This window comes from Arthrobacter sp. SD76 (assembly GCF_049726125.1).
In the GTDB taxonomy this organism is placed as follows: Bacteria; Actinomycetota; Actinomycetes; order Actinomycetales; family Micrococcaceae; genus Arthrobacter; species Arthrobacter nitrophenolicus.
This window is the reverse complement of the sequence record NZ_JBNBLR010000001.1, coordinates 1,432,784-1,451,728: the sequence shown is the minus strand read 5'-3', so window position 1 is coordinate 1,451,728 and position 18,945 is coordinate 1,432,784. Positions and strand designations below refer to the sequence as shown.

The 18,945-nt window shown below is 68.0% G+C and carries 15 protein-coding genes and 5 pseudogenes; 5 read left to right on the top strand and 15 right to left on the bottom strand.

Going from position 1 to position 18,945, the window contains the following annotated elements; all coding sequences use genetic code 11:
• Positions 1–57 precede the first annotated feature (57 nt).
• The 4 genes from ACPEE0_RS07160 to clpS form a co-directional block, all read right to left on the bottom strand.
• The gene (locus ACPEE0_RS07160; RefSeq protein WP_009356512.1) at positions 58–855 is read right to left on the bottom strand and encodes an MBL fold metallo-hydrolase; all 798 of its coding nucleotides are present in this window, start codon (positions 853–855) and stop codon (positions 58–60) included.
• Positions 852–1,877, bottom strand: coding sequence for a glutamate racemase (gene murI, locus ACPEE0_RS07155; protein ID WP_407709622.1), 1,026 nt, complete (start codon positions 1,875–1,877; stop codon positions 852–854). Before murI ends, ACPEE0_RS07160 begins: the two co-directional genes overlap by 4 nt.
• A gap of 105 nt (positions 1,878–1,982) precedes the next feature.
• A complete protein-coding gene (locus ACPEE0_RS07150; protein WP_133346298.1) occupies positions 1,983–2,549 on the bottom strand; it encodes a DUF2017 domain-containing protein in 567 nt (188 codons plus the stop codon).
• Positions 2,542–2,925 (bottom strand): ATP-dependent Clp protease adapter ClpS, encoded by a 384-nt coding sequence (gene clpS / locus ACPEE0_RS07145; RefSeq protein ID WP_009356509.1) that lies wholly within the window; start codon positions 2,923–2,925, stop codon positions 2,542–2,544. The genes ACPEE0_RS07150 and clpS overlap by 8 nt, the downstream gene beginning before the upstream one ends.
• A gap of 193 nt (positions 2,926–3,118) precedes the next feature.
• Here clpS and ACPEE0_RS07140 point away from each other — a divergent pair, with 193 nt between their 5' ends.
• Entirely contained in the window at positions 3,119–4,447 is a 1,329-nt protein-coding gene (locus ACPEE0_RS07140) for a nicotinate phosphoribosyltransferase (protein WP_424574212.1), read from the top strand.
• Positions 4,447–5,074: pseudogene (locus ACPEE0_RS07135) on the top strand (isochorismatase family protein). The gene ACPEE0_RS07140 and the pseudogene ACPEE0_RS07135 overlap by 1 nt, the downstream one beginning before the upstream one ends.
• Positions 5,075–5,133: 59 nt before the next feature.
• Here the strand turns inward: ACPEE0_RS07135 and ACPEE0_RS07130 are convergent.
• From ACPEE0_RS07130 to ACPEE0_RS07090, 9 genes and pseudogenes are all read right to left on the bottom strand, one after another.
• A pseudogene (locus tag ACPEE0_RS07130) lies at positions 5,134–6,910 on the bottom strand (DEAD/DEAH box helicase).
• The gene (locus ACPEE0_RS07125) at positions 6,910–7,251 is read right to left on the bottom strand and encodes a DUF3039 domain-containing protein (RefSeq protein WP_133346554.1); all 342 of its coding nucleotides are present in this window, start codon (positions 7,249–7,251) and stop codon (positions 6,910–6,912) included. The pseudogene ACPEE0_RS07130 and the gene ACPEE0_RS07125 overlap by 1 nt, the downstream one beginning before the upstream one ends.
• 119 nt (positions 7,252–7,370) lie before the next feature.
• A complete protein-coding gene (gene nagB / locus ACPEE0_RS07120) occupies positions 7,371–8,150 on the bottom strand; it encodes a glucosamine-6-phosphate deaminase (RefSeq protein WP_009356505.1) in 780 nt (259 codons plus the stop codon).
• 25 nt (positions 8,151–8,175) lie between these two features.
• Positions 8,176–9,743 (bottom strand): annotated as a pseudogene (locus tag ACPEE0_RS07115) (transporter).
• A complete protein-coding gene (locus ACPEE0_RS07110; protein ID WP_009356502.1) occupies positions 9,725–10,564 on the bottom strand; it encodes an ABC transporter ATP-binding protein in 840 nt (279 codons plus the stop codon). The pseudogene ACPEE0_RS07115 and the gene ACPEE0_RS07110 overlap by 19 nt, the downstream one beginning before the upstream one ends.
• 101 nt (positions 10,565–10,665) lie before the next feature.
• The gene (locus tag ACPEE0_RS07105; RefSeq protein WP_009356501.1) at positions 10,666–10,932 is read right to left on the bottom strand and encodes a DUF3253 domain-containing protein; all 267 of its coding nucleotides are present in this window, start codon (positions 10,930–10,932) and stop codon (positions 10,666–10,668) included.
• 14 nt (positions 10,933–10,946) lie between these two features.
• The gene (locus ACPEE0_RS07100) at positions 10,947–12,044 is read right to left on the bottom strand and encodes an NADH:flavin oxidoreductase/NADH oxidase (protein WP_424574211.1); all 1,098 of its coding nucleotides are present in this window, start codon (positions 12,042–12,044) and stop codon (positions 10,947–10,949) included.
• Positions 12,044–13,036 carry a tetratricopeptide repeat protein gene (locus ACPEE0_RS07095; protein WP_035751792.1) on the bottom strand — a complete coding sequence of 331 codons (993 nt, stop codon included), beginning with the start codon at positions 13,034–13,036 and terminating at the stop codon, positions 12,044–12,046. The genes ACPEE0_RS07100 and ACPEE0_RS07095 overlap by 1 nt, the downstream gene beginning before the upstream one ends.
• Positions 13,037–13,088: 52 nt before the next feature.
• Complete coding sequence (locus ACPEE0_RS07090; protein ID WP_052013997.1) at positions 13,089–14,801, bottom strand: hypothetical protein; 1,713 nt, start codon at positions 14,799–14,801, stop codon at positions 13,089–13,091.
• A 190-nt stretch (positions 14,802–14,991) separates the two neighbouring features.
• Between ACPEE0_RS07090 and ACPEE0_RS07085 the strand changes: the two are divergent.
• Positions 14,992–16,303, top strand: a pseudogene (locus tag ACPEE0_RS07085) (AI-2E family transporter).
• Positions 16,304–16,340: 37 nt separating this feature from the next.
• On the opposite strand, the pseudogene ACPEE0_RS07080 reads toward ACPEE0_RS07085, so the two are convergent.
• Both ACPEE0_RS07080 and ACPEE0_RS07075 read right to left on the bottom strand, forming a co-directional pair.
• Positions 16,341–17,140, bottom strand: a pseudogene (locus tag ACPEE0_RS07080) (alpha/beta hydrolase).
• A gap of 44 nt (positions 17,141–17,184) precedes the next feature.
• Positions 17,185–17,541 carry an ATP/GTP-binding protein gene (locus ACPEE0_RS07075; RefSeq protein ID WP_424574210.1) on the bottom strand — a complete coding sequence of 119 codons (357 nt, stop codon included), beginning with the start codon at positions 17,539–17,541 and terminating at the stop codon, positions 17,185–17,187.
• Between the two features lie 105 nt (positions 17,542–17,646).
• Here ACPEE0_RS07075 and nucS point away from each other — a divergent pair, with 105 nt between their 5' ends.
• Positions 17,647–18,342 carry an endonuclease NucS gene (gene nucS, locus ACPEE0_RS07070; protein ID WP_133346278.1) on the top strand — a complete coding sequence of 232 codons (696 nt, stop codon included), beginning with the start codon at positions 17,647–17,649 and terminating at the stop codon, positions 18,340–18,342.
• A gap of 297 nt (positions 18,343–18,639) precedes the next feature.
• Positions 18,640–18,843 carry a cold-shock protein gene (locus tag ACPEE0_RS07065; protein WP_133346276.1) on the top strand — a complete coding sequence of 68 codons (204 nt, stop codon included), beginning with the start codon at positions 18,640–18,642 and terminating at the stop codon, positions 18,841–18,843.
• Positions 18,844–18,945 lie beyond the last annotated feature (102 nt).

Here is an 18,945-nt window from a genome sequence, read left to right as displayed (position 1 = left end):
TTATCCACTGCTGCCTGCACCGGCAGTTCCCGCAGGGCAGCCCGGCAGGCGGGGGCCTCAGATGGTGTAATGCACTCCGGCGACCGCCACGGCCACGTCTCCTGCGAACACCGGACGCGCCTCCGCCATCACGGTGGTCTGGGAAGTCCATACCGGGATGTGCGTCAGCAGGAGGCGGCGGGCACCGGCCGCCGTGGCGGCCTCCCCGGCGCGCTTGCCGGTCAGGTGGACATCCTTGATGCCGTTGTCCCGGCCCTCCTCGAAGGCGGCCTCGCACAGGAACAGGTCCGCGTCCTTGGCTGCCTCCTCCAGCCCGGCACACGAATCGGTGTCACCGGAATAGGTCAGCGTGCGGGAGACCATGGTGCCGTCCTTGTCCGGTTCCACCACCTCCACCCGGAGGGCATAGGCCTCCTCGATGGGATGGTTCACGGCGAAGGGCGTCACGGTGAACGGGCCCACGGTCACCGGTTCGCGCTCGGTCCAGTTGGTGAAGTCGAATTCCTCGTGCATGCCGGGGTCAAGGTCCAGGCCGTAGGCCGTGGCCATCCGGTCGGCAGTGGCGGCAGGCCCCCAGACGGGAATCCGCCCGCGTCCCCAGCCGCCGGGCTTCCAGCGGATGGCGACGTGCAGGCCGCACAGGTCCATGCAGTGGTCCGGGTGCAGGTGGGTGAGGAAGATGGCGTCAATGTCTTCGAGGTCCGTGTAGCGCTGGATGGCCCCCAGCGCGCCGCTGCCGAGGTCCATCACCACCTTCCACGTCCGCTCCCCGTCCGTGGCGGTCAGGAGGTAGCACGACGCCGGCGAACCGGGCCCCGGGAACGAGCCGGTACAGCCCACGATGGTCAGTTTCACAGCGCCGGACCCCCGGCGCGGCCTGCGTCCGCGAGGCCTCCCACGAAGTTGGAGATCCGGGGCCTGCTGGCGGCGCTCCGGGCTGCGGCGATCATTTCCGGCGTGATGCGCGCCAGGCTGCCCGTGGGGTACTGCGCCGCCACATGGTCCACGTGGCGGACGGACAGCACCTCGGGGCCGAGGAACCTGCGGGCCAGGGACTCGAACTGGCCGGCGTCGCCCGTTGCCACGAAGTGGTGCTCCGGCGGTGTTCCGGCGCTGCGCTGGAGGTTGTGCGTCGCCAGAGCACGGTACACGTCCTTGGCGGTTTCCTCGGCACTGGAGACCAGCGTGACGTCGGCCCCCATGACGTAGGAGATGACGCCGGTGAGCAGGGGGTAGTGGGTGCAGCCCAGCACCACGGTGTCCACCTCCGCGGCCTTCAGCGGCGCCAGGTATTCCTCGGCGACTGCCAGCAGGGCGGGCCCGGTGGTGATGCCGGCCTCCACGTAGCTGACGAACTCCGGGCAGGCCACGGACGTGATGGAGAGGTCCGGGGCGGCAGCGAAAGTATCCTCGTACGCCCGCGATCCAATGGTTGCGGACGTCCCGATGACGCCCACGCGTCCGGTGCGGGTGGCGGCAACGGCGCGGCGGACCGCCGGCTGGATCACTTCGATGACCGGGATGCCGTACTTGGCCGTGTACCGTTCGCGGGCGTCCCGGAGCACCGCGGCCGACGCCGAGTTGCAGGCGATGGTCAGCAGCTTGACGCCGGAGTCCACCAGTTCGTCCATCACGCCCAGGGCGTTGGCCCGGACTTCCGCGATGGGCAGGGGACCGTAGGGCCCGTTGGCGGTGTCCCCCACGTACAGGATGGACTCGTTGGGAAGCTGGTCGATGATGGAACGGGCCACGGTGAGGCCCCCTACACCGGAATCGAATACACCGATGGGGCGCGCTTCCAGGGCGGCGGCCTGTAGGTCGTCCGCTTCGGATGCCTGCCCGGCTGCCGGCGGATCCATGCTCGAGGCTGTTGTCATGATTATTCGAGGATAGGTGCTCCCCGATGCCTCAGCCATCATCTTGTGGCCTGTGACTCATGTCTAATTTGTCACACGGCGCCGGGACCGGGCGGCCCAGATTCCTCAACGCCGCGTTTCCAGCGACTGCAGCATCGCCTGCACCAGTGATTCCTGCAGCCAGGTGGCGAAGTTGTAGACCAGGGCCAGATAGCTCTCCACGTCCTCGGCCTGGGACCAGTCCTGCATCAGGTGGACATGTTCGGCGTCCTCCTCGTCCCGGATGTCCAGGCGCTCGGCCAGGACCAGGCGGACATCGTTCAGTGCCATGGACCAGTGCTTCGCCCCCTCGGGAGTCAGCACGATTTCGTCTTTGTCCAGGTCCAGCGCGGCCGCGCGCAGCGCGCCGATCTTCGTTTCCCGGAGCGAGCGCTCGGTGAGCTGGCGGAACTCGAGGGAGGCGGCGCCGTCGTCCTTCACCACGTTGGGGAGCAGGCGCTTGACGGCCCGGTCCGTCGGTTCGGCAACGTCCATGTCCAGCCCGATGAGCGCTGCCAGCGGATCCTGGCCTGCGCGCTCCTCCGGCTGGAGCATGGAGATGACGTCGTCGATCAGGCTGCGCAGGAGCTCGCGTTCGGCGGGTTCGAGGTAGCCGGTGATGCCCTTGAGCCCGTACTTGAATGCCTTAGCCACGTTTCCCCTTGCCCTGGCCCGGTCCGCCGGACTTCCCGGAGTTGCCGCCGGGGCCGCCGCTCGCTTTCTCCACCGTGGCCCACAGGCCGAACCCGTGCATGGCCACAGCGTGCCGTTCCACCTGTTCCTTGCTGCCGTGCGCGACGATCGAGCGGCCCTTCCTGTGGACCTCCATCATGAGCTTGTTCGCCTTGCTCTCCGAGTAGCCGAAGTAGCTTTGGAAAACGTAGCTGACATAGCTCATGAGGTTGACGGGATCGTTCCAGATCACCAGGTTCCAAGGGATGTCCGGGGCGGTCAGGGAGTCTGTGGCCTCCGCTGTTCCGGTCCGGGTGCCCTCCTGCGTGTCAGGGCCGAGCGCAACGCTTAAGGTCATCTGTCCATTCTATGGGGATGCGGGCTCCACGCCGCCGAGGGCCCCGCCCGCGAAGCGCGTGGGAGCCGGCGGAGCGAGACGTGGGAGCCTAGCGGAGCGAGACGTGGGAGCCACTGGGTGGGCCCACACTGGCGAGGGACCCGCGGCGAAGCGGAGCGAGACGTGGGAGCCAGTGGGGACTAGAGTGACTTTCGTGAGTACCACTGTCGGCTGGGACCATCCCCGCACGTCTTTTTACACCGACCACTACGAGCTGACCATGCTGCAGGCGTCGCTCCATTCCGGAGCTGCGCACCGCAAGTCGGTGTTCGAGGCGTTCGCCCGCCGGCTGCCGGACGGCCGGCGCTACGGGATCGTGGCCGGTACGGGCCGGCTCCTGGAGGGCATCGCCAACTTCCGGTTCGGCGCGACGGAACTGGACTTCCTGGCCCGCACCGGAGTGGTCAATGACCAGACCCTGGAATACCTGGCGTCCTACCGCTTTTCCGGCGACATCTGGGGCTACGCCGAGGGTGAAGCGTACTTCCCCAACTCCCCCATCCTGATCGTGGAGGGCACCTTCGCCGAGGCGTGCATGCTGGAGACCTACATCCTGTCCGTCCTCAACCATGACAGCGCGATCGCCTCTGCTGCCTCGCGGATGGTCAGCGCCGCACACGGCCGCCCCTGCATCGAGATGGGCTCCCGCCGCACCCACGAGGAAGCTGCGGCGTCCGCCGCCCGCGCCGCCGTCATCGCCGGGTTCGACAGCACGTCCAACCTCGAGGCGGGCGCCCGGTACGGCATCAAGACCGTCGGCACCGCCGCCCACTCCTTCACCCTGCTGCACGACACCGAGCGGGACGCCTTCGAGGCCCAGATCGCGGCGCTCGGCGAGGGCACGTCCCTCCTTGTGGACACGTACGACGTCGAGGCGGCCGTCCGCACGGCCGTGGACCTGGCGGGTCACCGGCTGGGCGCCGTCCGGCTGGACTCTGGCGACCTCGTGGACCAGGCGCAGTGGGTGCGCCGGCTCCTGGACGACCTCGGCAACGAGGACACCAAGATCGTGGTCACCTCGGACCTGGACGAGTACGCCATCGCCGCGCTGCAGTCCGCGCCGGTGGACTCCTACGGCGTGGGAACGTCCCTCGTGACAGGCTCCGGTGCGCCCACAGCCAGCATGGTCTACAAGCTCGTGAGCCGCACGGACGACGACGGCAACTTCGTCTCGGTGGCCAAGGCCGCCAAGAACAAGGCCAGCGTAGGCGGACGCAAGTACGCGCTGCGGAAAATGAACGAACACGGCATTGCCACCGCCGAGATTGTGGGCGTCGGCCGCCGGCCGGATGATGACGGCAACGACCGGCCGCTGCTGCAGCAGTTCATGAAGAACGGTGAACTCGTCCCCGGGTGGACCGGCCATGAAGGCGTCCTCCGGGCGCGCCAGCGGCACGCCGACTCGATGGCCGAACTGCCGCCCGTGGTCAACCGCCTCCAGCGCGGCGAGGCCGCCATTCCCACCATCTACGAGGAGAACTGATGTCGCGTGCGCTGATCATCGTCGATGTCCAGAACGACTTCTGCGAGGGCGGTTCCCTGGCTGTCCAGGGCGGCGCTGCCGTGGCGGGGGCCATCAGCGAATACGTGGACGCCCACCACAACGAGTTCGACCACATCGTTGCCACCCAGGACTGGCACATCGATCCGGGCAGCCACTTCTCGGACACCCCCCGATTTCAAGGACAGCTGGCCGCCGCACTGCGTCGCGGGCACCCGGGGCGCCGAACTGCATCCGGACCTGGACACGGAGTACATCCAGGCGTACTTCCAGAAGGGCCAGTACGCGGCTGCCTATTCGGGCTTCGAAGGGCTCCTGGCGCCTGAGGATGCTGTCCCCACCGGCGAACGCCAGCCCGGCGGCGGCGACACCAGCCGGTTCGCCCCCGACGAGGACGCGATCGGCCTGGATGACTGGCTGCAGAGCCACGACGTCGAGGACGTTGTGGTGGTGGGCATCGCCACCGACTACTGCGTCCGGGCCACGTCACTGGACGCCGTCCAGGCGGGCTACTCCGTCACGGTGATCCGGTCCCTGACCGCCGGCATTGCCGAGGACCTTGAAGAGGCTGTTGCCGAGATGGAACTCGGCGGCGTCGACGTTTCCTGAAGCTGAACGCAGGAGTGGCCCGGTGCGCTGCGCCGGGCCACTCGTGTCTCAAATCACCGCTACTTGCGGCCGATGAACCAGTCCTGAGCTTCCTCAGCCGCGCCTGCAGCTGCTCCTCGTTGGCCTGCGCCACGGCGGGGCCGCCGCACACGGTCCGGAGCTTGGTGTGGATGACACCGTGCGGCGTGCCGGTCCGCGCGGACCAGGCCGCCACGTTCTTGGCGAGCTCGTTCCGCAGGTCCATGAGCATCCGGTGGTCCGGGACGGCAGGTGCGGCGGCTTCGGCCGCGGGTGCCTTCCGGTTCTTCCGGTTGAGCTGCTCATGCTGGCGCTGGCGCAGGAGCGTGCCCACCTGCTCCGCGTCCAGCAGGCCGGGGATGCCCAGGAAGTCCAGCTCGTCGTCGGACCCCACCTCGCCGCCCGTGCCAAACTCGCCGCCGTCGAAGAGCACGCGGTCAAAGGAGGCCTGCGAGTCCAGCGCCTCGAACTTGCCCTTGGTGAGGCTGTCCGAGGCCTTGTCCTCGCGGTTGGCCTCCGCCATCAGCGAGTCCTCGGGGTTGAACAGGCCGTCCCCGTCCTCCTTCTCCGGACGGTCCAGGGCATGGTCCCGTTCCGCCTCCATGGAGTTGGCCAGTGCCATCAGCTGTGGCACCGAAGGCAGGAAGACTGACGCCGTTTCACCCCGTTTCCGTGCGCGCACGAAGCGGCCCACGGCCTGGGCGAAGAACAGCGGCGTGGAGGTTGAGGTGGCGTAGACGCCGACGGACAGCCTGGGAACGTCCACGCCTTCGGACACCATGCGGACCGCCACCATCCAGCGGGTCTCGCCCGCCGAGAACTCCTCGATCTTGCTCGAGGCCTTGGCGTCGTCGGAGAGGATGACGGTGGGTGACTCCCCCGTGATCCTCTTCAGCTGGCCGGCGTAGGCCCGGGCGTCCTCGTGGTCCGTGGCAATGACCAGGCCGCCGGCGTCGGGGACGGTGCGCCGGACCTCGGTCAGGCGCTTGTCAGCCCCGGCCAGCACGGCAGGAATCCACTCGCCTGCCGGGTTCAGGGCAGTCCGCCAGGCCTGGGACGTGATGTCCTTGGTGACGGCGGCCTCGCCCAGCGACGCCGCCATTTCCTCACCGGCGCTGGTGCGCCAGCGCATCTGGCCGGAGTAGGCCATGAAGATCACCGGCCGGACCACATGGTCCCGCAGGGCGTTGCCGTAGCCGTAGGTGTAGTCGGCCTTGGAACGGCGGATGCCGTCCCTGTCCTCCGCGTACTCAACGAACGGGATGGGCGAGGTGTCGGAGCGGAACGGGGTACCGGTCAGGGACAGCCGGCGCACCGCCGGATCGAAGGCTTCGCGGAGGCCGTCGCCCCAGGAGAGGGCCTCGCCACCGTGGTGGATTTCGTCCAGGATCACCAGCGTGCGTGCGGCCTCCGTCTTGGCCCGGTGCAGCAGCGGTTTGCTGGCCACCTGGGCGTACGTGACGGCAACTCCGATGAACCCGCGGCCGTGCTGGCCGTCCGAGTTCTTGAAGTTGGGGTCGATGGCGATGCCCACCCGCGCGGCAGCGTCGGCCCACTGCCGCTTGAGGTGGTCCGTGGGCGCCACGATGGTCACCCGGTTCACGGCGCCGGAATCGATCAGCGTCGACGCGATCCGCAGGGCGAAGGTGGTCTTACCGGCGCCGGGGGTCGCCACCGCGAGGAAGTCGCGGGGGCTGTTCCGGAGATAAAGGTCGAGGGCTTCCTGCTGCCAGGCACGGAGTTTCGGGGCGGTTCCCAGGCTGCGCGTTCCGGATAAGCCGGAGGCAGGGTGGGGCCGCCAAAGAGCGTCTCCGTCACTACTTGTTGTTGCCCGAGTCCCCTCCGGGACCCTTGCCGCCGTCGTTGCCGGGGCGGAGGCCGTCATAGACCTCTTTGCACGTGGGGCATACCGGGAACTTCTGCGGATCCCGGCCCGGCGTCCAGACTTTGCCGCACAGGGCGATGACAGGCTCACCGGTCAGCGCGGACTCCATGATTTTTTCCTTGCGCACATAGTGCGAAAAGCGCTCCCGGTCCCCGGGTTCCACTTCCTGGCGCAGTTCCTCGCGCTCAATGGTGGCTGTGGACGATCCAGCCCCGGAAAGCTCGCGCATCGGGTCGTTGTCGAGGGGGTCCGTCATGCTAGTCATGCCAACCATCTTAGCCGTTCCGGTGGCCGGGAGTCCGACGGCGGGCCGGGCGCGTGCGGCCGGATGCGGCTGTGCGGCGCCCACCGCCGTCGTGCCTTTTTCTGCCGTCCCGCCTCCCGTGCAGCGGGTCAGAGCCCCTGCCAGGCGGGCTTGTTGTCGTAGGTGTGCCGGTAGAAATCCGCGAGCTTGAGCGCCGAAGCCGCCGCTTCGTCCAGCAGGACGGTGGCGTGCGGGTGGAACTGCAGGATCGACGCCGGGCAGATGGCGGAGACCGGCCCCTCGACGAACTCGCGCACAGCCTGTGCCTTCTGCGCCCCGGTGGCGATCAGGATCACATGCCGGGCCTCCATGAGGGTGCCGAGGCCCTGCGTCAGGACGTGGTGCGGGACCTCGGCCAGGCTCTTGAAAAAACGGGCGTTGTCCCGGCGTGTCTGTTCAATCAGGCTCTTGATCCGCGTGCGCGAGGCAAAGGAGGACCCTGGCTCATTGAACGCGATATGCCCGTCGGTACCCACCCCCAGGAGCTGCAGGTCCACGCCGCCGGCTGCGGCGATGGCATCCTCATAGGCCTGGCAGGCTGCCGGGATGTCGCCGGCTGACCCGTCGGGGCCATGGACCTTCTCCGGCGCGATGTTCACCCGGTCCGTGAACTCCCGCCGGATGACTTCCCGGTACGACTCCGGATGCCCGGCGGGCAGGCCAACATATTCGTCCAGCGTGAACGCCGTGGCCCGGCTGAAGTCCAGGCCCCGGCTGTTCCGTTCCGCCAGCTCGTCGTAGACCGGCAGCGGCGAGGACCCCGTGGCAAGGCCAAGCACCGCGTCCGGCTTCCGCCTGAGCAGTTCCTCGATGGCATCCGCCGCCAGCTTGCCGATCTGCCTGCGTCCGCCCAGGATGACTACTTCCATGCTGTTTCCTTCCGCCGTATCGCCGTTACTTATTAACAGCCACCTGGGCCAGGAGTTCCGGCCCGCGGGCATCGAGCCATTTCCCGCCCAGCCGCACACCAAGCACGAACAGGACGAGGCCCAGCACCGTTCCCACCGCGAGGTTGAGCCAGCCAAAGAGGCTGTTGCCGGTCACCAGCTGCGCGACCATCAGCGCCGCCTCGGGCAGGACCAGCACCACCAGGACCAGCATCCCGCCGAACTGCACTGCGAGGGTCTGCCCCACGTTGCCCGGCGGCTTCTTGAACGGGCTGTCCCCGGGGAGCGGAACCGCCACGGTGTAGCGGGCAGAAACTACGGACGCCAGCCCCAGGCAGGTGAAGAGGATACCCAGTCCCAGCCCGAGCTGGCCGGGCAGTCCGGACCATTCGCCGGTGAACGCCGCGGAGCCCACGGCAAAGATGACCACCACCGGAAGGGCGAAGGACAGGCAGGCCAGGGCGCGGCCCAGCCGGTCCGCCACGCCGGACACCCCTGTTGCCAGGTGCAGGGCGAACGCGGTGTTGTCATAGGACACGTCGGCCGAAATGGACCACGCGATGATGAACGCGGAGATCGGCGCCAGGAAGGCAAGGCTGGAGTACTCTCCGGTCTGGGCGCCCTGGAAGACCAGGACAACGGGCAGCAGAGGGATGACCACCAGCGATCCCGAGTAGCGGGGGTCCCGGACCCAGTAGGTGAGCGACCTCGCCATGACGGCGCCCGCCGGTACGGGCGGCAGGATCCCCAGGAGCCCAAGCCTGCTTCCCTTGCGCTTGCCGCTGCCGGCGTACGGCGGCGTGACGAGCGCCCTTTCCAGGAGCACCTTCCAGCACCAGGCCAGCGCAGCAAGCGAGGCCACCGCCACCAGGAGCTTGACCGCGGCCGGACCAAACTGCCCTGCGTGGAGCTCGCCGCCCAGGACCAGGCGGCCCGAGCGGGGTCCAGGAGAGCACCCTTGCGAAGTCCGGCAGGAAAGCGGTCGAGTTCGAGATGCCCTGGCCGACGCCCGCGATGATGGGTCCGAGGAGGACGAGCGGAACCATGAAGGCAATGGCGCTGATGTCCTTGAACCGCCGGGAGGCTGCAAGGCTGGCGGTGGCCGTGGTCACCACCTTTGAAAGCACGATGCACGTCATCACGCCCAGCGCCGCCCCCAGCAGTGCGCCGAGCACGGGCAGCACCCCACGGAACAGGTCACCACCGTGGACAGCGCCACCAGGGCAGTGGCAAGGCCCGGGATGCCGATCAGCCCGCCGAGCGCCAGGCCGGCCAGCATCTGCCGCATCGGGATGGCGAAGGTGGTGAAACGGGACGGGTCCAGGGTCATGTCCGTGGCTGAGGCCACTACCGGGATGATTCCCACCCCAGGACGGCAGCGGAGCCGCCGAGCACCACCGCGGTCTGCGCGATTTCAGCGTCCGCGGAGCGCAGCAGGACCAGAGCCAACACCAGGGTGAAGACCAGGCCCAGCGCGTAGAGTCCGGCGAAAGCCAGGCCCACGAGCTGCCAGGGACTGCGGCGGAGGCCGTTGCGGAGCAGGGTCAGTTTCAGCCTTAGAAGGTGCGCAACCATTCCAGCCCTTCCGTGCGGCTGCGTCCGCCGACCAACTGGACGAACCGGTCTTCGAGGGATGCACCGGCGCGGACCTCGTCAACAGTGCCGGCAGCCAGGAGCCGGCCGCCCGCCACCACAGCCACGTGATCGCACATGCGCTGGACCAGGTCCATGACATGGCTGGACATGATGACCGTACCGCCCGACGCCACGTAGCCGTCCAGGATGGAGTGGATGTTCGCCGCCGAGACCGGGTCCACGGCCTCGAAGGGTTCGTCGAGGACCAGCAACCGGGGGGCATGGATCAGGGCGGAGGCGAGCGCGATTTTCTTGGTCATGCCGGCGGAGTAGTCCACCACCAGCGTTCCCGCATCCTGCGTCAGGTCCATGGCTTCCAGCAGGTCGCCCACGCGGGAGGCCACCACGGCCCTGTCCATGCCGCGCAGCAGTCCGGCGTAGGTGATCAGTTGTTCACCGGTCAGCCTGTCGAACAGCCTGACGCCGTCGGGCAGGACGCCCATGAGTTTCTTGGCTTCGAGGGGGTGCGCCCAGACATCGATGCCGTGGACAAACGCTGTCCCGAAGTCCGGCCGCAGCAGTCCGGTGGCCATGGACAGCGTGGTGGTCTTGCCTGCGCCGTTGGGGCCCACGATGCCGTAGAAGGAGCCGGCAGGCACGTCCAGGCTGATGCCGTCCACCGCGATTTTCTGGCCGAACCGCTTGGCCAGGCCGCGGATGGCCAGGGCCGGAACTGCGCCGGCGGCGGCAGGGGAAGGGGGTGCGGCGGCCTCGGCGGGATGCAGCGGCACGCCCGCGGGATCGGGATGCTGGGCGGTCATGAAGCCAGACTAGCCCCCGGAACACGGCTGCGGGGTCCTCCGGGAGGAGTAGAAATAAAGGCGTACGGCTGCTGTCCGCCCCGCCAGACTGCCCGCCCTTCCTAAGTGGCCTTGCGGATGCGGATGGGCCCCTTCGCAGTGGCCGGATCAACCACCGAACCACCTTGGGTAATCACAACCTCGCCGGCGTCGACGAGCCGCCGCGCCGCACGCCGGGCCGGCTCCATAAGATCGCGCCAGTGTTCGCCGCCGACGGCCCGTGCCGCGTCGGACGGACAGATGGTGGACGTGGCGGCCCTGGCAGCCAGGAGCCCAAGGATTGTGGCTTCCAGCTGCTGGTCGATGCCGGCGGAATCACGGGGCGTCATTGCTGCTCCCGTACTCAGAAGCTGCGCCGCGGCATCGCCCGCTCGTACTGGGGAGCCCAGCCGATTTCGTGGCCCAGTTCGAACGCTGCACGGAGCCACCAGTGCGGGTCGCGGAGCGCGGCCCTGGCAATCAGCACGGCATCGGCCTGTCCGCTGGCGATGGCGTGTCCGGCCTGCCCGGCGGAGGTCAGCAGGCCCACTGTCCCGGTGGGAATGCCGGCCTCTTTGCGGATGGCCGCGGAAAAACCGGTCTGGTATCCGGGGCCGGGCGTAATCCTTTGGTGGGCCACTGCTCCCCCGCTGGACACGTCAACCAGGTCCACGCCGCGTTCCGCTGCCTGCCGTGCCAGGCGGATGGAAGCCGGCAGGTCAACGCCGCCCTCGGCCCAGTCGGTGGCGGAAATCCTCAGCAGCAGCGGCATCGAGTCGGGGATGGCGCTGCGCACGGCATCGACGACGGCAAGCATCAGGCGGTTGCGGCCGGCCTCGTCCCCGCCCCATTCGTCGGTGCGCAGGTTCGTCAGCGGGCTCTGGAACTGATGCAGCAGGTAGCCGTGTGCGCCATGGATCTCCACGGTGTCAAAGCCTGCGTCCACCGCGCGCTGCGCCGCTGCCGCGAAGTCCGAGATCACCGCCCGGATCTGCCCGGCTGTCATCTCGGCGGGAACCTCGTAGCCGTCGTAGGCCACGGCTGAAGGACCCGCTGTGCCCCAACCGCCGTCGGCGGCTGCCACACTGCCATGCCTGCCGGAGAACGGCCACCACGTGGAGGCCTTCCGGCCGGCATGCGCCAGCTGCACTCCGATCTTCGCGCCGGCCGCTCCATGGCGGTGCACAAAGGTGGTGATCCGCTGCCACGCCTCGGCCTGGTCATCGTTGTAGAGCCCGGCGTCGCGGGGGCTGATGCGGCCCTCGGCAGCCACCGCGGCCGCCTCGGTGAGCAGCAGCGCGGCCCCGCCGGCGGCAAAGGAACCCAGATGCATGAGGTGCCAGTCGTTGGGAACCCCTGGCGCGGCGTCGGGATCGCAGCTGTACTGGCACATGGGCGACAGCCAGCCGCGGTGCTGGAGCTCCAGGGAACGGAGCTTCAGCGGATCGAAGAGGCCCGGCACTAGAAGAGGACCCTCGCCAGTGCCTGGCGCGCCTTAGAAACGCGTTCGTCGGATGCGCCCACCACGTCGAAGAGTTCCAGCAGGCGGACGCGGGCGGTCTCACGCTCCGGACCGAAGTTCCTGCCAATGAACGCCACCAGCCGGTTCAGGCCGTCGTCAACGTGTCCGCCGGCGATGTCCAGGTCCGCGACAGCAAGCTGGGCTTCCAGGTTGTCCGGCTCGTTGGCGGCGAGCGTGCGGACGGACTCGGCGTCCTGGGCCGAGAGCGGCTGCAGGCGTGCCATCAGCTCCACCTGGGCAAGCCCTGCCTTGGCCTCGTGGTCCGAGGGCATCTCCTTGAGCGCTTGGCGGTAGGCATCCGCGGCAGCGTCGAAGTCGCCCGCCTCGATGGCATCGTAGGCGGCCTGGTGAAGTGGCGGCAGCGGCGCGGGCTCGGATTCCTCACCGGCGCCCGCGTTCAGGCTGCCGGTCACGCCGTTCGCCGCAGCCACCTTCAGCAGCTCGTCGAACAGGGCGCGCACTTGCTGCTCGTCCGCGCTGCCCTGGAAGAGCGGTACGGGCTGACCCTTGAGGACGGCCACAGCGGTGGGCACTGCCTGCACCTGGAACGCCTGGGCCAGCTGCGGAAACGCCTCGATATCGGCGGCCCCTAGGACAAGCCGGCCCCCGTAGCTCTTCACCACGCTGTCCAGCGTCTGCAGCATCCCGGTGGACTCCGGCGAGTACGGGGCCCACAGGGCGAACACCACGGGGACCTGCGCGGACAGTTCCACCAGTTGCTGGAAATTGGCCTCGGTGACGTTGACCCGCAGGTCCGGTCCGCCTGCAGTTCCGCCGGACTGCGACCCGTCCGGTGCGACGGCACCACCGGCGGCGCCGGTTCCGGCAGGCGCGGCCGGGCGCTGCTTCAGGGTTGAAAGGTCGACGGCGCCGCGCAGGTTAAGCAGGCTGGCAGCGGCTGGAGGGACTGGGCGGGAAGCAGGCGAACTCATGCTTTCCACTTTAGCCACTCCGGCCGCTGCCGGAAGTAATACGGTGCCGGGGCTACTTGAAGCTGGCGCCGACCAGGCCGCGGGTTGCGGCGACGAGCTTCATGGGGTCGCTGGAGCCGGCAGGCGGTATGTACACTGCCATCGACTCGGCGAAGTTGAGCACCATGCCGGTGGTGGTTTCCTTGCCGCCGGCCAGGGCTGCTGCGTCATCACCGATGGTCAGCTTGTCGCCGGCAGCCTTCGGCGTGCCTTCAAAACCGAAGTTGATCCGGCCCAGGACCAGGGCCCCGCCGTCGTCGGTGCGGAAGACCACCGTGCTTTCCGGAACCACCTTGTGGGTGAAGGCGAAGTTGCCGTTCTCCCCGGCCTTGACCACCTCTGCCTGGTAGGACAGCGTGTCGGCGATGTACGGCGAGGACTCGCCCTCAACAAGCTTGTCCTTGAAGGCGGAATCGGGAGTGGTCAGGCGGTCGGCGAGGCCCGAGAGGGCCTCTTCCCCGCTGTACAGCAGGCCGGTCTTGTCGCCGGCGGCGAGCGTGTCCGTGCCGCCGCGGCTGATGGTGGGGAACGTGGCGCCGGGCTGGAGCGGGGTGGTTTCCACCAGCTTGTAGTTCTCGCGCGGGGAGGGCTGGACCAGGGTCAGCAGCTGGGGCACCACGTTGCCGTCGCCCTGGGTGACGGCAAGGACGGAGCGGGGCCAGTCGCGGTCACTGGTGACCACGGTGGTGAGCAGCTTGGTGGAGCGGACGGGCATCCTGGCTTCGTAGGAACCCACCTGGGAACGGATCTTGTAGTTCTGGGTGCGCACTTCCAGCTCGGTGCCGCCCACACGCTCGGCCAGCTGGCCCGCGTCCTTGGCGGCATCACCGGCGTCGACGGCGCTGGAAACCTGCTCCAGGATCCTGCGGAACTGGGCATCAAGCAGGACCGGCGATCCGGCCTCCGGGGCAGCCGGTGCCGACGGCGAACCGGTGGCTTCCGGAGCGGGCGTGGCAGCGTACGCAGCCGTGCCGGACCCCGCGAGGACTGCTGCAGTGATGCCCGCAGCCACCATGCCGGCACGCGAGGATGCCTTGGAAGATCCGGCTCCCGACTGGCTCCGGGCACGGGCCCGCTGCGCAAAGCCGCTGCCCTGCCCATCGCCTTCACCGTTCCGCTTGCGCGCGGAGATCAGTGCCAGCGCGATGCCGCCAAGGATCAGGAGGGAGCCAAGCACGATGAGGGGAATGGCCCACGGTGTGGATGTGTCGTTGGGGAATGTCATGGAGACGGAGGCCGGCGCGGCCTTGGTTCCGTCGGAGGCGAGCAGGAGGCTCCAGTCGCCGTCTGCCGGAGGCGTCCAGGAGTATTCCAGTTCACCGCTGGCGTTTTCGCTGGAAACCCAAAGGTCGGAGCCGGCCGGGTTGGGGGTGGTGGCCTCGCCGTCGGTGTGCTCGACCTGCAGGGACTTGCCGTCCTCAGAAACACCGCTGATGGTGTTGTGCGCGGCCTGTCCAACCCAGGCGTCGACGTCGTCCGGACGGCCGGCGGCGAGCAGGAAGTTGCCGTCGCCCTCGATGCTGATCTTGACGGTACCGCCGTGCAGGGTGCGCAGGTTCTGGTCAATGACGGTCAGCGGCGCTTCCGCCGTGTCGGCCGGCGCGGCTGCCGTGAAGGTCTCGGAAGGGGCCCAGATGGTTCTCTGGCCGATGCCGGCCAAAAGTGTCAGGAGGCCGAGCAGCACGAGTGCGACTGCAGTCTTTAAACGCAAGGGAACACCTATCATCAGCGGGGGTTTGCCTTCCATAGTAACCGTTTTGTTACCAGGGCCCCGGATTGGGTGGGCTGCCGCCCCGGGAAAATGCCCCGGACCACCCCCGTCCGCAGCTGTTGACAAGGCTGCTGATAGTGTTTGCGATGATCATCACATTGGCCCGTTGACGCGGCGCCACGTACGGAACAGGCCCTCAAAACCAGTGACTGACAAGACGGACGAGTCTTCCTCGGCAGCCAACAATTCCGGAGGCCAGGAGCCACCGGCAGCCGCACCCGAGGGGGCCCCGCACGCCCGCAGGAAGGGCACCGCCGCGGCGGCGCTCGGTTTTGTGGCCCGCCGGCTTCGCCAGCCGCTGCCAGGCGCCCAGCCCAGGCTGCGGTTCGAGATGCCGCCGGAGTACGTCCAGGAGCAAGAGGTTTTGACCACTGACCCGGACGGCGAGGTAAGGCCGCAGTTCGGCCGGCCCGGTCCCCGGATGTCGCCGCAGCATCCCCTCTATATGGGCTTCATGGGAACCGTCGGCGTGGGGCTTGCGCTGCTGGTCTACTGGATCGGCTCGAACACCACGCAGCTGCTGCTGTGGATCGTGGCGGCCCTGTTCATCGCCCTGGGCCTGGAACCGGTGGTGGGCTGGCTGGAGAACCGCAAGATCCCGCGGCCGGCAGGATCCTGGTGTCCGTGACTGTCCTGGTGAGCGCCGTCGTCGGCTTCTTCGCCACCCTGATCCCCACCATCGTGGAGCAGGTGACGGAAATCGTGGAGCAGGCGCCGGTGTGGATCCGGGACTTCATCGATTCGGAGTTCTTCCGCAGCCTCGACGACCAGTTCGGCGTCCGTGACCGGGTGGCGGAGGAACTGGACAAGTTCGTGAACGACCCCGCCGCGGTGGGCGGTATCTTCGGCGGCGTGGTGGGCTTTGGTTCCACCGTGGCCAACGGCCTGTTCGGGGCCCTGATCGTGCTGGTGCTGAGCCTGTACTTCCTGGCCGCCCTGCCGGCGATGAAGAAGTGGGGCTACCGGCTGGCGCCCCGCTCCCGCCGCCACCGCGTGGAAGCCCTGTCCGAGGAGATCACCCGGTCTGTGGGCAACTACGTGATCGGCCAGGCCTGCGTGGCGCTCCTCAATGCCACCTTCGCCTTCATCGTGATGTCCATCCTGGGCATCCCGTTCGCCCTGCTGCTGGCCTTCGTCGTCGCCCTGCTCGCGTTCATCCCGCTGGTGGGGGAATGATCGCCGCCGTGGTGGTGCTGCTCGTCTCCCTGACGGAGGGCTGGCAGACGGCCGCCATCTACGCCATCTGCTACTTCGCCTACCTGCAGTTCGAGGCCTATTTCATCTCGCCGCGCATCATGCAAAAGGCGGTTGCAGTGCCGGGAGCGGTGGCAGTCATTTCAGTCATCGCGGGCGGCAGCCTGCTGGGGATTCTTGGCGCGCTGATCGCCATTCCCACCGCAGCGGCCGTCCTGCTGCTGATCCGGGAGATCTACATCGTGCGGCAGGACCAGCACTGACAGGACCAGCCCTGGTCCGCGCCGCTCCCCCGGCGGCCTAGGCCGGAGCGGTGGCCGACGGGCCGTCCCATTCCGTCGGCAGCCCGGCAGGGCCGGAGCCGGCCCCGGTGACGTCATCCACGATTTCGTTCAGGACCCGGGCCGCGGACCTCTCCCCACCCACAGGTGCTTGGCGCCGTCGACGCCCACCACCCGCGCCTGCGGCACCAGGCTGAACCGTGCGGCCGCCTCGGCGGGCTGGAGGAAGTCGTCGTGCTCGGGGACCAGGACGGTGAGCGGCTTGCCCGATTCCGCCCACTGCTGGAGGTGCTTGTCCGTGGCACGGTGCAGCGGCGGCGACAGCAGCACGGCGCCTTCCACCTGCGATGCCACCGGCTCCACCGCGCCGTACATCAGCGCCAGTTCCGTGCCGAAGGACCAGCCCACCAGCCACCGGTTGGGCAGGCCGCGTTCCACCGCGAACCGCACCGCCGCCTCGACGTCGTACCGCTCGCCGATGCCTTCCTCGAAGGCGCCCGTGCTGGTGCCGCGCGGGGATGCCGTGCCCCGGGTGTTGAAGCGGAGCACCGCGACACCTGCCAGCGCCGGCAGGCGGTAGGAGGCCTTGCGGTAGACGTGCGAATCCATGAACCCGCCGTGCGTGGGCAGGGGGTGCAGGGTGATGAGCGTAGCGTGGACGGGCCCCGATTCCGGCAGCGCGAGTTCACCCACCAGGGTGTGGCCGTCGTCCGTCTGCAGCTCCACGTTTTCGCGCCGGGCGGGCAGGACGGTGGAGGCACGGATGGGAACAGGTCCCCCGGAGGGCGTGAATTCGTACGACGACGGATGAAAAGTCATGCCTGCCAGCTTAGCGACAGCAGGGGTTCTGCCGCCCGCGGATGTCAGCGGTAGCGGTAACTGCGCGACATCCAGCAGTTTGTATGCCAGTGGCGCCGCTCCGCCAGGCCGGCGGCTGCCCCGAAGAGATGGTCGTCCTTCCAGACCACCAGGTGCGCGACGCCGGGCAGGACGGCCGTGGAGCACTCAGGGCAGATGTAGGTCTTTTCGGCGTTTTTGGCGGTCATGGTGCGGACCATCCATTCGCCGTCCGGCGCGCTTTCACGCCGGGCGATGCCGGCCCGGGCGCGTTCCAGGTCCAGCTCGGGAACGTTCCCGCCGCCCTTTTTGCCGGCACCCCGCTTTCCCGGGCCTGCACCTTTTCCGGAGACAGGACGGCGGGGACGGTTGGAACGCGGCATGCATCCATTCTGCCCCAGCCCGGCACGGCTCCCGCACCCGCGCAACCGCCGTGCGAGCCGGCGTCGGGACCGGGCCGCAAGGCTGCAGGCGGTAGTCTGTACGGCGTGCGACTTGTCATAGCCCGATGCTCCGTTGATTATGTTGGCCGGCTCAAAGCCCATCTCCCCCTCGCCACCAGGCTCCTCCTGGTCAAGGCGGACGGCTCCGTCCTGGTCCACTCGGACGGCGGATCCTATAAGCCGCTCAACTGGATGAGCCCGCCCGCCACCCTGCGGGTCTCCTCCCCGGAGGACGTGGACCTGGAGCTGGGCGTGGTGGAGCAGTGGACCGTGCAGTCGGCGAAAACCGACGACCGGCTCATCATCAACATCCACGAAAAGCTGAGCGAGTCGTCCCACGACCTCGGCGTGGACCCCGGCCTCATCAAGGACGGCGTCGAGGCCGACCTCCAGCGGCTCCTCGCCGAACAGATCGAAACCCTCGGCACCGGCTACTCGCTGATCCGCCGCGAGTACTTCACCGCCATTGGACCGGTGGACATCCTGGCGCGGGACGCGGACGGCGGTACCGTGGCCATCGAGCTCAAGCGCCGGGGCGACATCGACGGCGTGGAGCAGCTGACGCGCTACCTGGAACTGCTCAACCGCGATCCGCTGCTCGCGCCCGTGCGGGGGATCTTTGCTGCCCAGCAGATCAAGCCGCAGGCAAAGGTGCTGGCAACGGACCGCGGCATCGACTGCATCACCCTGGACTATGACGCAATGCGCGGCGTCGATGACAGCGAATCACGCCTTTTCTGACCTGCCGCATTAACGCCCGGGCAACGCCAAAGCCGCCTGACAAGGCATTTAACCGGGTTTAACCTAAATTTTGGCCGTTTCACCGCCAAAACCGTTGACCGGCGCGGAGAGGCATGAAATTCTTGTCTCAGTCTTTGTGTAGGTGTTTTTCATGCTCGCAAGACATGTTGCGAGCGCGAAGCTCCTGCAACCCGGACCCCTGAATAGGGCCCGGAATTCAGGATTCTTCTCGCGGAGTGACCAAGGCCGGTACGAGGTGTGCCGATCTTAAAAAAGTTCCACAATGAGGAGAAATAAATGGCACAGGGAACCGTCAAGTGGTTCAACGCTGAAAAGGGCTTCGGCTTCATTACCCCGGATGACTCCGACGGTGATGTCTTCGTTCACTACTCGGAGATCCAGACCAACGGCTTCAAGACCCTCGACGAGAACCAGCGCGTTCAGTTCGAGATCGGCCAGGGCGCCAAGGGCCCCCAGGCTACCGGCGTGACGCTGGTCTAGTCCCCGCCGCAAACCCGCTTCGGCGGTATGCAGCAATAAAATGATCCCCGGCAATTACTGCCGGGGATCATTTTATTGCTTGTGCGTCTCACAATGCTTTTC